This is a genomic window from Microbacterium sp. Y355 (assembly GCF_059445345.1).
The window spans coordinates 337,692-350,177 of sequence record NZ_JCAIUD010000001.1 but is presented as its reverse complement, the minus strand read 5'-3'; the positions used below and the strand labels follow the sequence as shown (position 1 = coordinate 350,177).

12 protein-coding genes are annotated in these 12,486 nt (G+C 64.4%); 4 read left to right on the top strand and 8 right to left on the bottom strand.

The annotated features are described in order from the left end of the window. Window positions 1–11 precede the first annotated feature (11 nt). A complete protein-coding gene (locus tag AC1C2O_RS01765) occupies window positions 12–1,610 on the bottom strand; it encodes an ABC-F family ATP-binding cassette domain-containing protein (protein WP_495428714.1) in 1,599 nt (532 codons plus the stop codon). A 190-nt stretch (window positions 1,611–1,800) separates the two neighbouring features. Here AC1C2O_RS01765 and AC1C2O_RS01760 point away from each other — a divergent pair, with 190 nt between their 5' ends. From AC1C2O_RS01760 to AC1C2O_RS01745, 4 genes are all read left to right on the top strand, one after another. Continuing rightward, on the top strand, window positions 1,801–2,523 hold the full coding sequence (locus AC1C2O_RS01760) for a DedA family protein (RefSeq protein WP_495428713.1): 723 nt from the start codon (window positions 1,801–1,803) through the stop codon (window positions 2,521–2,523). Further along, the gene (locus AC1C2O_RS01755) at window positions 2,520–3,713 is read left to right on the top strand and encodes a sensor histidine kinase (RefSeq protein WP_495428712.1); all 1,194 of its coding nucleotides are present in this window, start codon (window positions 2,520–2,522) and stop codon (window positions 3,711–3,713) included. The genes AC1C2O_RS01760 and AC1C2O_RS01755 overlap by 4 nt, the downstream gene beginning before the upstream one ends. A gap of 31 nt (window positions 3,714–3,744) precedes the next feature. After that, on the top strand, window positions 3,745–4,413 hold the full coding sequence (locus AC1C2O_RS01750; protein ID WP_495428711.1) for a response regulator: 669 nt from the start codon (window positions 3,745–3,747) through the stop codon (window positions 4,411–4,413). Between the two features lie 94 nt (window positions 4,414–4,507). After that, window positions 4,508–5,884: an acyltransferase family protein gene (locus AC1C2O_RS01745; protein ID WP_495428710.1), complete on the top strand. Its 1,377-nt coding sequence runs from the start codon at window positions 4,508–4,510 to the stop codon at window positions 5,882–5,884. Here AC1C2O_RS01745 and AC1C2O_RS01740 read toward each other — a convergent pair. The 7 genes from AC1C2O_RS01740 to sufB are packed head-to-tail and all read right to left on the bottom strand — an operon-like array spanning window position 5,859 to window position 12,443. Then, window positions 5,859–7,214, bottom strand: coding sequence for an MFS transporter (locus AC1C2O_RS01740; protein WP_495428709.1), 1,356 nt, complete (start codon window positions 7,212–7,214; stop codon window positions 5,859–5,861). The genes AC1C2O_RS01745 and AC1C2O_RS01740 overlap by 26 nt on opposite strands. Further along, the gene (locus AC1C2O_RS01735) at window positions 7,211–8,368 is read right to left on the bottom strand and encodes a MalY/PatB family protein (RefSeq protein WP_495428708.1); all 1,158 of its coding nucleotides are present in this window, start codon (window positions 8,366–8,368) and stop codon (window positions 7,211–7,213) included. Before AC1C2O_RS01735 ends, AC1C2O_RS01740 begins: the two co-directional genes overlap by 4 nt. A 17-nt stretch (window positions 8,369–8,385) precedes the next feature. After that, on the bottom strand, window positions 8,386–8,715 hold the full coding sequence (locus AC1C2O_RS01730) for a metal-sulfur cluster assembly factor (RefSeq protein ID WP_495428707.1): 330 nt from the start codon (window positions 8,713–8,715) through the stop codon (window positions 8,386–8,388). Between the two features lie 9 nt (window positions 8,716–8,724). Next, window positions 8,725–9,495: a Fe-S cluster assembly ATPase SufC gene (gene sufC / locus AC1C2O_RS01725; protein WP_495428706.1), complete on the bottom strand. Its 771-nt coding sequence runs from the start codon at window positions 9,493–9,495 to the stop codon at window positions 8,725–8,727. Then, on the bottom strand, window positions 9,496–9,822 hold the full coding sequence (locus AC1C2O_RS01720) for a non-heme iron oxygenase ferredoxin subunit (protein ID WP_495428705.1): 327 nt from the start codon (window positions 9,820–9,822) through the stop codon (window positions 9,496–9,498). Beyond that, on the bottom strand, window positions 9,819–11,024 hold the full coding sequence (gene sufD / locus AC1C2O_RS01715; RefSeq protein WP_495428704.1) for a Fe-S cluster assembly protein SufD: 1,206 nt from the start codon (window positions 11,022–11,024) through the stop codon (window positions 9,819–9,821). Before sufD ends, AC1C2O_RS01720 begins: the two co-directional genes overlap by 4 nt. After that, entirely contained in the window at window positions 11,025–12,443 is a 1,419-nt protein-coding gene (gene sufB, locus AC1C2O_RS01710) for a Fe-S cluster assembly protein SufB (RefSeq protein WP_495428703.1), read from the bottom strand. Between the last annotated feature and the right edge of the window lie 43 nt (window positions 12,444–12,486).

Below are 12,486 nucleotides of genomic sequence, written 5' to 3'. Positions count from 1 at the left end.
CGCGAGGCGAGCTACGCGAGCTCGATGAGGTCCTGGTACTCCTGGCTCCAGATGTCTTCGACACCGTCGGGCAGGATGAGCACTCGCTCGGGGTTCAGCGACTGCACGGCCCCAGGGTCGTGCGAGACGAGAACGACAGCACCCTCGTAGTGCGCGAGCGCGTCGAGGATCTCCTCGCGCGATGCAGGGTCGAGGTTGTTCGTGGGCTCATCGAGCAGAAGCAGGTTCGCGGATGACACGACCAATGTCGCCAGCGACAGACGCGTCTTCTCGCCACCGGAGAGCACTCCGGCAGGCTTCAGCACATCATCACCCGTGAACAGGAACGAACCGAGAACTCGGCGCGCTTCCATCTCGGTGATGTGCGGGGCCGCAGAAACCATGTTCTGCAGCACAGAGCGCTTCACGTCTAGGTTCTCGTGCTCTTGGGCGTAGTAGCCGATCTTCACGCCGAACCCGGGCTCCAGCACTCCTGTATCCGGCTCATCGACACCGGCGAGCATACGCAGCAGCGTCGTCTTTCCGGCACCGTTGAAGCCGAGCACGACGACCTTGGATCCGCGATCGATCGCGAGGTCGACATCGGTGAAGATCTCCAGAGAGCCATACGACTTCGACAAGCCGGTCGCCATCATCGGCGTCTTTCCGCACGGTGCCGGCTTCGGGAAGCGCAGCTTCGCGACGCGCTCCTCCTGACGCACCCCGTCAAGACCCGCGAGCAACTTCTCCGCGCGTGCGACCATCTGGTGTGCAGCGGCGGCCTTGGACGCCTTCGCACCGAAGCGGGCTGCCTGCAGCTGCAGCGATGTGGCCTTCTTCTCGGCGTTCGCACGCTCTTTCTTGCGACGCTCGGCGTCTGCTACCCGCTGATGCAGGTAGTTCTTCCAGTTCATGTTGTAGATGTCGATGCACTGACGGTTGCCATCGAGGTAGAACACCCGGTTCACGGTCTCGCCGACGATATCTACATCGTGGCTGATCACGATCAGCCCGCCCTTGTAGTTCTTCAGGAACTCACGCAGCCACACGACGCTGTCGGCGTCGAGGTGGTTAGTCGGCTCGTCGAGGATCATCGTCTCGGCATCAGAGAAGAGGATGCGAGCGAGCTCGATGCGGCGGCGCTGACCGCCGGAGAGAGTGGACAGCGGCTGATCGAGGATGCGGTCGGGCAGCGAGAGGTTGTTGGCGATGGACGCCGCCTCTGCCTCTGCCGCATAGCCTCCGAGGCCCTCGAACTGCTCGGTGAGGTTACTAAAGCGACGCATCGCCTTGTCGGCGACAGCCTGGTCTGTGGATGCCATGTCTTCAGCGGCTTTGGTCAGGCCCAGCTGAATCGTGCCCAGCCCTCGTGCGTCCAGGATGCGCGTACGCGCGAGCATCTCCGGGTCACCGGTGCGCGGATCCTGCGGCAGATAACCGAGCTCACCCGATTTCGTGACCTTCCCACCGGAGGGCAGCAGCTCACCCGCGAGCACCTTGGTGAGGGTGGTCTTGCCGGCGCCATTGCGTCCGACCAGTCCGATCTTGTCGCCGTCGGAGACGCGGAACGACACGCCATCCATAAGGAGGCGGGCGCCAACGCGAATCTCGAGGTCGTGCACGGCAAGCACAGCAATGGTCCGTTCGTCAGGGAGGGGGTGGATCGGCCCGCGTCTCGTGGAGACACTGGGCCAGCCTCTCAGTATAGATCGCCCGTCCTGTCAGGACGCCTACAGTGGATGAACAGATCACCCTGAAGTATGACGTGGTCGATACCGCAGAGTGATGTGGAGGCACTGCACCAGTACGTAGGTTCTACGGGTGGACATCATCAATGAACTCATCCTGCAGGCCGCAGCCTCCCCCTGGCTGTACTTAGTGATGTTCGTGACGGCCGTCGTCGACGGCTTCTTCCCGCCGATTCCGAGCGAGACGGTACTGGTCGCCGCGGCCGCGGTCGCAGCATCCACCGGCGAAACGAATCTGCCATTACTGATCGCGGTCGCCGCCGTCGGCGCCATAATCGGCGACAACATCGCCTACGCGATCGGCCGTTCGGTGGGCACCAGCCGTTTCGCCTGGATGCGCCGACCGAGAGTCGCCGCGGCGTTCGAACGCGCACAGCGCACGCTGAACACCAACGGCGCCCTGCTGATTCTCGGCGCCAGATACATCCCGGTCGGACGCGTCGCAGTGAATATGTCTGCGGGCGCTCTCGGATATTCATGGCGACGCTTCCTGCCGATCAGCGTCGTCGCCGGAATCACCTGGGCGATCTACAGCGCGTTGATCGGAATGCTCGCCGGGCACTGGCTGGAGGATCAGCCGCTTCTCAGCGCAGTATTCGGCGTCGCCTTCGCTCTCGTGATCGGACTGATCATCGACCGCATCGCTGCTGCTCGTCGCCGGCGCGTCGCAGCCGCTGCGGACACCGCGGCCGACGCGACCGATGCCGAAGCGCCCCGCCCGCAGAACGCGGTAACGACGGCAACGATGGTAACGACGCCAGTTGCAACGACGCCGACAGCGACGGTGGCAAGATGACAATCATGGATCGACCACGCAGGCATCTTGAGCGCCGCACCATCGCCGTGATCATTCTGGCGGTTGTCATGGTCGCGCTGTTCTCGATCATCGTCCCGATCCACACGGGCCTGTATGGGGTGTATGTTCCGCTAGCATTCCTGCTCGGAGCAGCGATCTGCGCTGCGCCGTTGGTTGCGCTCACCCACCCTCGAACCGGCATCGCCCTGTTCGGCGTCGCCGCGTTCCTGCTTCCGCTGTTCGTCGCGGCAGATCGGGACCCGTTCTGGCCATGGCCATGGTCGGTGCCGGCGCTGCTCGCCTTTGGAGTCTTCGTCGCGGTTGTCACCTACCAACACGGCTGGCGTCTTGGACTCATCCCGCTGGCAATCAGCCTCGCAGGATCCCTCGTCGCCCCCCTGCAGTTTCCGGAAGCAGCGACAGCCAACAGCGTCACCGCTAACCTCGTCGTCACGGCATCGATCACCGGCGTCGCGTACCTCGTCGCCGTGCTGCTAGCCGGCCGCGTCCGCCTCGGTGAGGAACTCACCCGCGAGCGTGAGGTCTCAGCCGACGAGCAGTCGCGCCGCATGATGGTCGAGGAGCGTACCCGGATCGCCAGGGAGTTGCACGACGTGGTCGCGCACAGCATGTCGGTCATCCAGGTGCAGGCATCCACGGCGCGCTACCGGATGCCAGATCTCCCCGCAGTTGCCATCAAAGAGTTCGATGACCTCGCCGCTACCGCACGCGGATCCCTCACCGAGATGCGCCGCCTGCTCGGAGTGCTGCGCACGGAGGATCAGTCTGCAGAACTTGCACCGCAGCAGGGAATCGACGACATCCCCGCGCTCGTCGACAGCATCCGCCGCGCCGGCGTGGACGTCGGCCTGGAACTCATCGCACCCAACGTCACCGAGGCTCCGGCCAGCGTGCAGATCGCGGCGTTCCGCATCGTGCAGGAATCGCTGAGCAACGCCGTCCGGCACGCTCGTGGCTCCCGCATCACCGTGCGCGTGCACACCGACGCCGCCGCCGTGCACCTCCACGTGCACAACACCGTGGCGACCGGTGAGACATCCACACAATCGAGTGGGCACGGACTTCGCGGAATGCAGGAACGTGTCGCGCTCGTCGACGGTAGCCTTGAGGCCGGTCCTGACGCGGATGGTGGATGGACCGTCACCGCTGTCCTCCCCTGGGCTGCGTAACCGGTACGGCACATCTGCCCAAGGAGACTGCGTGAGCATCGAAGTACTCATCGCTGATGATCAGGCGATGGTGCGTGCCGGTTTCGCCGCGCTCCTCGACGCGCACGACGGCATCACAGTGACGGGCCAGGCGGCCAACGGCACAGAGGCCGTATCGCTCTCGGCTCGGCTCGACCCCGACGTGATCCTGATGGACGTGCGGATGCCGGAGCTCGACGGCATCGAGGCGACCAGGCGCATCCTGGGCCCGTCCTACCCGGCGGCCAAAACCCCCCGCATCCTCATGCTGACGACGTTCGACATCGACGACTATGTCTACGACGCGCTCCAGGCCGGTGCCAGCGGGTTTCTTCTGAAGGATGCCCTGCCTGAGGAACTCGTGCATGCTGTCCGCGTGATCGCCGCGGGCGATGCGCTGCTCTCACCGAGCGTGACCCGCCGGATGATTGCGCAGTTCGCGTCCCAGAAGCCAAGAGCCACGGCATCCACGAATCTGCTGGCCGACCTGACCGATCGTGAGCGCGAGGTGCTCGTACTCATCGGCCAGGGCCACTCGAACAGCGAGATCGCCGCGGCACTGTTCATCGCGGAGCAGACCGTGAAGACACACGTCGGCAAAGTGCTCGCGAAGGTCGGCGCGCGCGACCGGGTACAGGCCGTGATCTTCGCCTATGACACTGGGCTCGCAGAACCTGCCTGACGATACTTCGGTAGGGGCGTGACAACACCATGGGGTGATGTGACGGGCTGCGCCTGATCCATAACCTCCTCGGACAGCCACCGAGGAGGAGCCCATGTCCATCATGGATCTGCGACGAGTCAACGTCGCCCACGTTCAACAAAACACGCACACCCCACGCGACACCGGCATTGACCTCGTGCGTGCGCTGTGCGTACTCGGCGTGGTCATGCTGCACTCGCTGATGGTGGGAGTCACCGTCACCGACGCCGGTCCGCTGTTCGCGAATGCGAGCGATGGATCGGCATGGATCACCCCCCTCAGCTGGGTGATGCAGGTGATGCCGCTGTTCTTCGTGATCGGCGGCTTCGCCGGCTACACGTCCTATCTGCGTGCGGGGCAGCGCGGTGGCTCAGCGGCGGAGTTCGTTGCGGCACGCATCCACCGGCTGCTCCTGCCCGCCGTCTGCACGATAGCGACGGTCGGCATCGTTCTGACACTGCTCCTCGCAGGCGGCATCCCCGCCGACCTCGTGACCATGGCCGGCTACCGCTTCGGCCAGCCGCTGTGGTTCCTTGGCGTCTTCCTGCTCTGTCAGGCGCTGGTTCCTGCCCTGGCCGCTGCGCACCGCCGCGCCCCGTGGCTGACAATCGCCCTGCTCGCAGCTACCGCCGTCGGAGTGGATGCCGTGCGCTTCGCCACCGGAATCGACGGCATCGGCTTCGTGAACCTCGCATTCGTCTGGCTTGCGCTGCAGCAGCTCGGCTTCTTCTTCGCCGACGGACGCATCGATGCGCTCACTCGTCGCACTCGGATGCTGTTCGCCGGTGCTGCGGTCGCCACGCTGTTGCTCAGCTTCGCACTCGGCGTGCACTCCCCCGACCTCATCGCGAACATCAACCCGCCCACCACGGCGCTGCTGCTCGTCGGTGTCGCACACACGATGGTGCTGTCGCTGACGCGTTCCCGCTCGGCTGAGTGGAGCCTGCGCCCACTCCCCACCGCGTTTCGGAACTTCGTGACGCCACGCGCCATGACGATCTATCTCTGGCATATGCCCTTACTGCTGGTGATGGCGGGCGCGAGCGCGGTCTTCGCAATCGTGACGGATGTCGCCCTGCCGGTGCCGAGCAGCGTCGAATGGTGGACGACCCGGCCGTTGTGGCTCGCGGTCGTTCTTGTGCTGACGGCAGGCGTCGCCTATCTTCTCGCCGGGATCGAATCGCGGCGCGTCCCTGCATCAACTCGCTCGTCAGGGCGTCTGATTACCGCGACGACGATGGGGCTCGTCGCCATCGTCGAGCTGCTGGTGTTCGGCGCCACGCCGCTCACCACCGCCATCGCGGTCGGTCTCCTTGCCGCCGCGCTCCGCCTCGTGCGGCTGGACTCCCAGAGCAGGGTGGTTTCTCGCAGTCGATCAGTCTTCCGAAGTACGGATCGCCCCCGACAAACTGCATCGATCATCACTACTCCGCTGCGTGCCCGAGCCTGAGCCCCGGAATCGCCGCGACGATTGCCAGAGCGATGCAGAACACGAATACGACGGCGAACGCGTCGACCCCGCCACCGAGCGTCGCGACGCCGAGCCCCGCGAGTGCGACCGCGACAGCGGAGCCGGTAGCATCCGAGATCGAGAGCGCCGAAGAGTTGAACCCCTCATTGCCCGGCGCCGAGTACGCCAGAGTCAGCACGGTGAGGCGTGGGTAGAACAGGCCCATGCCACCCCCTGCGAGCCCCCAGCCCACCACGATGATGATCGGCGGCGCCGCGGTGACCGCCGTGATCAGCACCGCAAGCAATGCCGCGAGAACGAGCGCGAGACTGGTCACCGCGATACGCCGGTTGCCGAGCGCTTCTCCGTAGCGGCCCTGCAACGCCGATCCCCCTGCCCATGCGAACGCCGCCAGCATCAGGGCGATGCCTGCCCATGTCGGCGAGAAATCGAACTGCGCCATGAGCAGGTACGGGATGTACGATTCGGCCGCGAAGAATGAACCGGCAACGAGCCCACGCACGAGCACGACGCTTGGCAATCCGCGTGCCGAGCGCAGCGTTCCTCTCGGCACCAGCGGAAGAATCGCGATACCGATGACAAGAACGGCAACAGCGGCGATCGGCCAGCCGATGAGCGGAGGAGCATCGGCCGCAAGCCCGACGCTTACTGCCGAGACCGCGACCACGACCGCAAGCACCAGTCGCACCCAGACGCCTCCTAGCCGGCTCTCTGCGCCGGCGCCAAGGTCGAGCCCGCGCAGCCGCACCGCGATCACCACAAACGCACCCGCGGTGAGCACAGCCACCCCGAGGAACGTCCAGCGCCAGTCCAGGAACTCGGCCACGGCGCCCGCGAGGAATGGACCGATCATCGATGGCACCACCCAGGCTGCTGCGAAGGCCGCGAAGACCCGTCCATGCAGGTGAGGTGGGTACAGCCTCGCGACGACGACATAGAGTGCGACAGTCTGACCGCCCGCGCCCAGCCCCTGCACCAGTCGACCGAGGAGGAACTGCTCCATCGTGAATGCGAAACCAGAGATGAGGAGCCCGATGATGAACACGGACACCGCCACGTACAGCGCACCACGTGGCCCGCGGGCATCCGACCACGCACCGCAGGCGACCATGCCGATGACGCTGGTGGCGAGCGTGCCTGCGAATGCCACGGCGAAGAGCGCCTCGCCGTCCAGCGCCTCGCTGACAACGGGCATGACTGTCGTCATGGCGAGAGCCTCGATCGCTCCGAGGAAGATCAGCGCGACGGCACCCGCTGTGACCCAGAGTCGTTCCCGGTCCCAGATCGAGGCCGGAGGTGTCGCGCTCATGCGTCGCCGAGAGCGGCGATGCGGGTGACGGCCTCGGTGATGATCTCGGGGCTGGTGCCGAAGTTCAGGCGCACGTGGCCTGCGCCCTCGGCGCCGAACGCAGGGCCGTAGTGCAGTGCCACCTTCGCTTCGCGCAGGATGCGCTTGGACGGGTTATCGCCCCATCCGAGATCTGTGAGGTCGATCCAGGCAAGGTATCCGGCGTCCGGGATCCGATAGCGCGCCGCGGGCAGGTGCGCGGCGAGCAGCTCGGCGATCAGCCGGCGGTTCTCATCGAGCGTGAGCAGAAGCCCGTCCAGCCACGTATCGCTCGCCTTAGAAAAAGCCGCCACGGCAGCGAGCAGACCGAACTGTCCAGTGCGCCAGAACACTTCGTCCGGCATTCCACGCACGACTCGGGTGGTCTCGTCTGCTGCTGTGACCATTAGGGCGCACTTGAGGCCGGCGAGATTGAACGCCTTGCTGGCGCTGACCACGGCATAGCCGATCGCACGCGCGGCGTCCGAGACATTCAGGAACGGTGTGAATCCAGCATCCGGTTGCGCGAGCGGAGCGTGGATCTCATCAGAGACGACGGCGACACCGTGGACTGCAGCGAGGTCGGCGAGAGCCGCCAAAGACTCTACCGAGTGCGCAGTGCCGGTTGGATTGTGAGGGTTGCACAGCAAAACGGCGCGCGCGCCGGACTCCATCGAAGTGCGGATGGCGTCGAGATCCAGTTCCCATGCCGCACCCGTGTCGTACAGCGGAACACGATCAACCACTGCCCCCGCCTCCTCGACGACATCGAAGAACGGCGGGTAGACCGGAGTCGTGACGATCACGCGGTCGCCTGGCGCGGTCACGCGGCGCAGTATCTCGACGATGCCCATGCTGACATCTGCCGTCGAACGGATCCGCGCTGGATCCACCGTCCAGCCGAGTCGTCGCTGCGCAAAGCCCGCATAGGACTCAGCGAGCGGGGTGCGCGAGGCCGTGTAGCCGGTGTCGCCACTGGCGACGGCCCGCTCGAGCGCCGCTGCGATCGGGGGCGCGAGCGGGAAGTCAGTCTCCGCCACAAACAGCGGCAACACGTCGGCGGGGTACTCCCGCCACTTCGCGCTGCTGCGCTCACGCAGATGCTCGAGCGGGAGCGCCCTGACCGGCTCGGTCACGTCAGAGCTCGGTCACGTCAAATAGCGAAGCCGAGGGCGCGCATCATGTCGCGCCCGTCGTCGGTGATCCGCTCGGGTCCCCACGGCGGCATCCACACCCAGTTGATGCGGAACCGATCGACGACTGCGTCCAGTGCCTGCGCCGTCTGCTCTTCGAGCACGTCGGTGAGCGGACACCCGGCGCTGGTCAGCGTCATGTGGATGACAAGAGCGTCATTCTCGTCGTCCCACCCGAGGTCATAGATGAGCCCCAGGTCGACGACGTTGATCCCGAGCTCAGGATCCATGACGTCCTTGAGCGCTTCGGTGACCTCGTCGAACTTCTCTGGTGCAAGCGTCGCGGTCATGACCTCAGCCTACGCTTCGATCGGGGCCGAGGGGTCGAGGAAACGGTCGTAACCCTCTTCCTCGAGACGGTCAGCGAGCTCAGGTCCGCCCTCTTCCACGATCTTTCCCGCCACAACCACGTGCACGAAGTCGGGGCGGATGTAGCGAAGGATGCGCGTGTAGTGCGTGATCAGCAGCACACCGAGACCGGTGTTCTCCTTCGCGCGGTTCACGCCTTCCGACACAATCTTCAGCGCATCGACGTCGAGCCCGGAATCCGTCTCGTCCAACACGGCGAACTTCGGCTTGAGAACCTCGAGCTGAAGAATCTCGTGACGCTTCTTCTCACCACCGGAGAAGCCTTCATTCACGTTGCGCTGCGCGAACTTGGGGTCCATGCGCAGGTTCGTCATCGCGGCCTTGACATCCTTGGTCCAGGTGCGGATCGAGGGTGCTTCGCCGTCAAGCGCCGTCTTCGCGGTACGCAGGAAGTTTGTGACCGTGACGCCGGGGATCTCTACCGGGTACTGCATCGCGAGGAAGAGTCCGGCACGCGCACGCTCGTCGACGCTCATCGCCAAGACGTCTTCACCGTCGAAGGTGATGGTGCCGCTGGCGACCTTGTACTTCGGGTGCCCGGCGATCGTGTACGCAAGAGTCGACTTGCCTGAGCCGTTCGGGCCCATGATCGCGTGGGTCTCACCGGTCTTCATGGTGAGGTTGATTCCGTTGAGAATCGGGGTGGTACCCGTCTCGGTGTCGACCGTCACAAACAGGTCGCGGATCTCAAGAACAGACATTCAGATTTCCTTCGTCACAGTGGGATCAATGAGCACGTCGTCGCCGTCGATCTGGACGACGTAAACCGGAACGGGCTCATAAGCGGGGAGATTCTGGGGGATGCCGGTGCGCAGTGAGAATGCAGAGCCGTGGGCCCAGCATTCCAATGTGTCGCCCTCGACGAATCCCTCGGCGAGAGAGATCTCGCCGTGCGTGCAGACGTCACCGATGGCGTGGATCTCACCGGCGGAATCGAGAACGATCGCCATGGGCACGCCGTCGAGTTCTACGCGCAGCGGAGCGTCCTGCTCAAGCTCGCTGACTCCACATGCGCGCTGCGCGCTCATACGTTGACCTCTGCGAGTTCGGCATCGATCGCAGCGAGCAGTTCGCTTTCAATCGTTGGGAGGCCGAGGCGCAGCACGATATCAACGAGGAAGCCGAGTACCACCAGTCGACGGGCCTCTTCTTCAGAGATACCGCGCGACTGCAGGTAGAACAACTGCTCATCATCGAAGCGTCCGGTGGCACTGGCATGGCCTGCACCGCGGATATCTCCGGTCTCGATCTCGAGGTTCGGGATCGAGTCGGCGCGCGCGCCCTCAGTGAGCACCAGGTTGCGGTTCGCCTCATAAGAATCGGTGCCAGAGGCATCCGGTCCGATCAGGACATCGCCGATCCAGACACTGTGCGCGCCCTTGCCCTGCAGCGCACCCTTGTAGAGCACGTCACCGGTGGTGTGCGCGCCCTTGTGATGCAGATACACCTGACTTTCGAGGTGCTGGCCAGCGTCCGCGTAGGTCAGACCGTACATCTTTCCTTCGGATCCGGTGCCTGCGAGCTCAAGGTTCGGATTCACGCGCACGAGGCCACCGCCGAAGCTGATGACGAAGTGCTTGAGCGTGGCGTCGTTGTCAACGCGCGCCTGGTGCGATGCGGCGTGCACGGCGTCATCTTCCCAACGCTGTACGGTCACGACCGTCAGCCGGGAACCAGCACGAGCAATGATCTCGACGTTCTGCGCGTACTGGGCAGAACCGCGGTGGCGCAGAACAACCGTCGCGGAGCTGTGCTCGAGAGCCTCGATCACGATGTGCGCGTCAGCACGCTTGTCAGCGCCCTGTCCGGTGATCGTGACGAGGATCGGCTCTGCGACCTCTTCATCACGCGGGATGCGCACGTGCATGCCGTCGGCGGTGCCCTGCCATGCCACAGCCGCAACGATGTCTTCGGGAACGAAGAACTCGCCGCGCGGTGCGGTGCCGGCAGTCAGCGACTCGGCGATGTACTGCTCACCGGTCGTGATCTCGTAGGTGACGCCGTCGTTGTGCTTAGCCGGCGCGAACAGGCCGGTGAGCTTCGCGACTGGCGTGTGCTTCCAATTGACCTCGCGGCCGGTCGGCGTGCCGAAGTCTGCAGGCTCGAAGGAGCGCGGGCGCTCTGAGCGGGTCTGCACGGGAACGAATCCGGCCTCTGCCACCTTGGCGGCGCGGTCGATGTGCGCGTTCGTCTGCTGCGCCTCGCTGGGCGCTGTCGTAGGGGCCGCCATTTAGCCGACCGATCCTTCCATGCCCATTTCAATGAGCTTATTCAATTCCATCGCGTATTCCATCGGCAGCTCGCGAGCGATCGGCTCGATGAAACCACGCACGATCATTGCCATGGCTTCGGTCTCGGCCATGCCGCGCGACTGCAAGTAGAAGAGCTGCTCTTCGCTGACCTTGGAAACTGTGGCTTCGTGGCCGAGCTGCACATCGTCAACGCGAATATCGATGGACGGATACGTGTCTGAGCGCGACTGCGTATCGATCAGCAGAGCGTCGCAGACAACCGAGTTCGCGGAGTGATGAGCGGCGGGATCGACCCGCACCTCGCCACGGTAAGCCGTACGTCCACCTCCTCGCGCGATAGACTTCGAGACGATGGATGACTGCGTGTACGGAGCCATGTGCACCATTTTGGCGCCGGCATCCTGGTGCTGGCCGGGGCCTGCGAAGGCGACCGACAGTGTCTCGCCCTTGGCGTGCTCGCCCATCAGATAGATCGACGGGTACTTCATCGTCACCTTGGAGCCGATGTTGCCGTCGACCCACTCCATGGTCGCCCCCTCGTGCGCAACCGCACGCTTGGTGACCAGGTTGTAGACGTTGTTCGACCAGTTCTGGATCGTCGTGTAGCGAACGCGCGCGTTCTTCTTCACGATGATTTCGACGACTGCCGAGTGCAGTGAGTCCGACTTGTAGATCGGGGCGGTGCAGCCCTCGATGTAGTGGATGTAGCTGTCCTCGTCCGCGATGATCAGCGTGCGCTCGAACTGACCCATGTTCTCGGTGTTGATGCGGAAGTACGCCTGGAGCGGGATCTCGACGTGAACGCCCTTGGGAACGTAGACGAAGGAACCTCCGGACCACACCGCGGTGTTGAGGGCGGCGAACTTATTGTCGCCAGCCGGGATGACGGTGCCGAAGTACTCCTCGAAGATCTCGGGGTGCTCGCGCAGGGCAGTGTCGGTGTCCATGAAGATGACGCCCTGCTGCTCCAGATCCTCACGAATCTGGTGGTAGACGACCTCGGACTCGTACTGGGCTGCGACACCAGCGACGAGGCGCTGACGCTCGGCCTCTGGGATGCCGAGACGCTCATAGGTCTCACGGATCTCAGCGGGGAGGTCCTCCCACGACTGCGCCTGCTTCTCAGTGGAGCGTACGAAGTACTTGATGTTGTCGAAGTCGATCGCACTAAGGTCTGCACCCCAGGTGGGCATGGGTTTGCGTCCGAAGAGCTGATATCCCTTGAGCCGGTTCTTCAGCATCCACTCCGGTTCGTTCTTCAACCCCGAAATGCCGCGTACGACGTCCTCAGAGATTCCGCGCTTCGCAATGGCACCAGCGGCATCTTCATCGTGCCAGCCGAATTCATACACCCCCAGACCATCGAGTTCTGGGCGGTCGATCAGCACATCCGACATCACACTCTCCTTGTTGGGCCTCAACGGTGTCATCCGCCCCGAC

Excerpts from the sequence above, each read along its gene's own strand:
- AC1C2O_RS01755 (WP_495428712.1), top strand. The coding sequence starts at position 2,520 with ATGACAATCATGGATCGACCACGCAGGCATCTTGAGCGCCGCACCATC.
- AC1C2O_RS01745 (WP_495428710.1), top strand. The coding sequence starts at position 4,508 with ATGTCCATCATGGATCTGCGACGAGTCAACGTCGCCCACGTTCAACAA.
- AC1C2O_RS01740 (WP_495428709.1), bottom strand. The coding sequence starts at position 7,214 with ATGAGCGCGACACCTCCGGCCTCGATCTGGGACCGGGAACGACTCTGG.
- AC1C2O_RS01730 (WP_495428707.1), bottom strand. The coding sequence starts at position 8,715 with ATGACCGCGACGCTTGCACCAGAGAAGTTCGACGAGGTCACCGAAGCG.
- sufC (WP_495428706.1), bottom strand. The coding sequence starts at position 9,495 with ATGTCTGTTCTTGAGATCCGCGACCTGTTTGTGACGGTCGACACCGAG.
- AC1C2O_RS01720 (WP_495428705.1), bottom strand. The coding sequence starts at position 9,822 with ATGAGCGCGCAGCGCGCATGTGGAGTCAGCGAGCTTGAGCAGGACGCT.
- sufD (WP_495428704.1), bottom strand. The coding sequence starts at position 11,024 with ATGGCGGCCCCTACGACAGCGCCCAGCGAGGCGCAGCAGACGAACGCG.
- sufB (WP_495428703.1), bottom strand. The coding sequence starts at position 12,443 with ATGTCGGATGTGCTGATCGACCGCCCAGAACTCGATGGTCTGGGGGTG.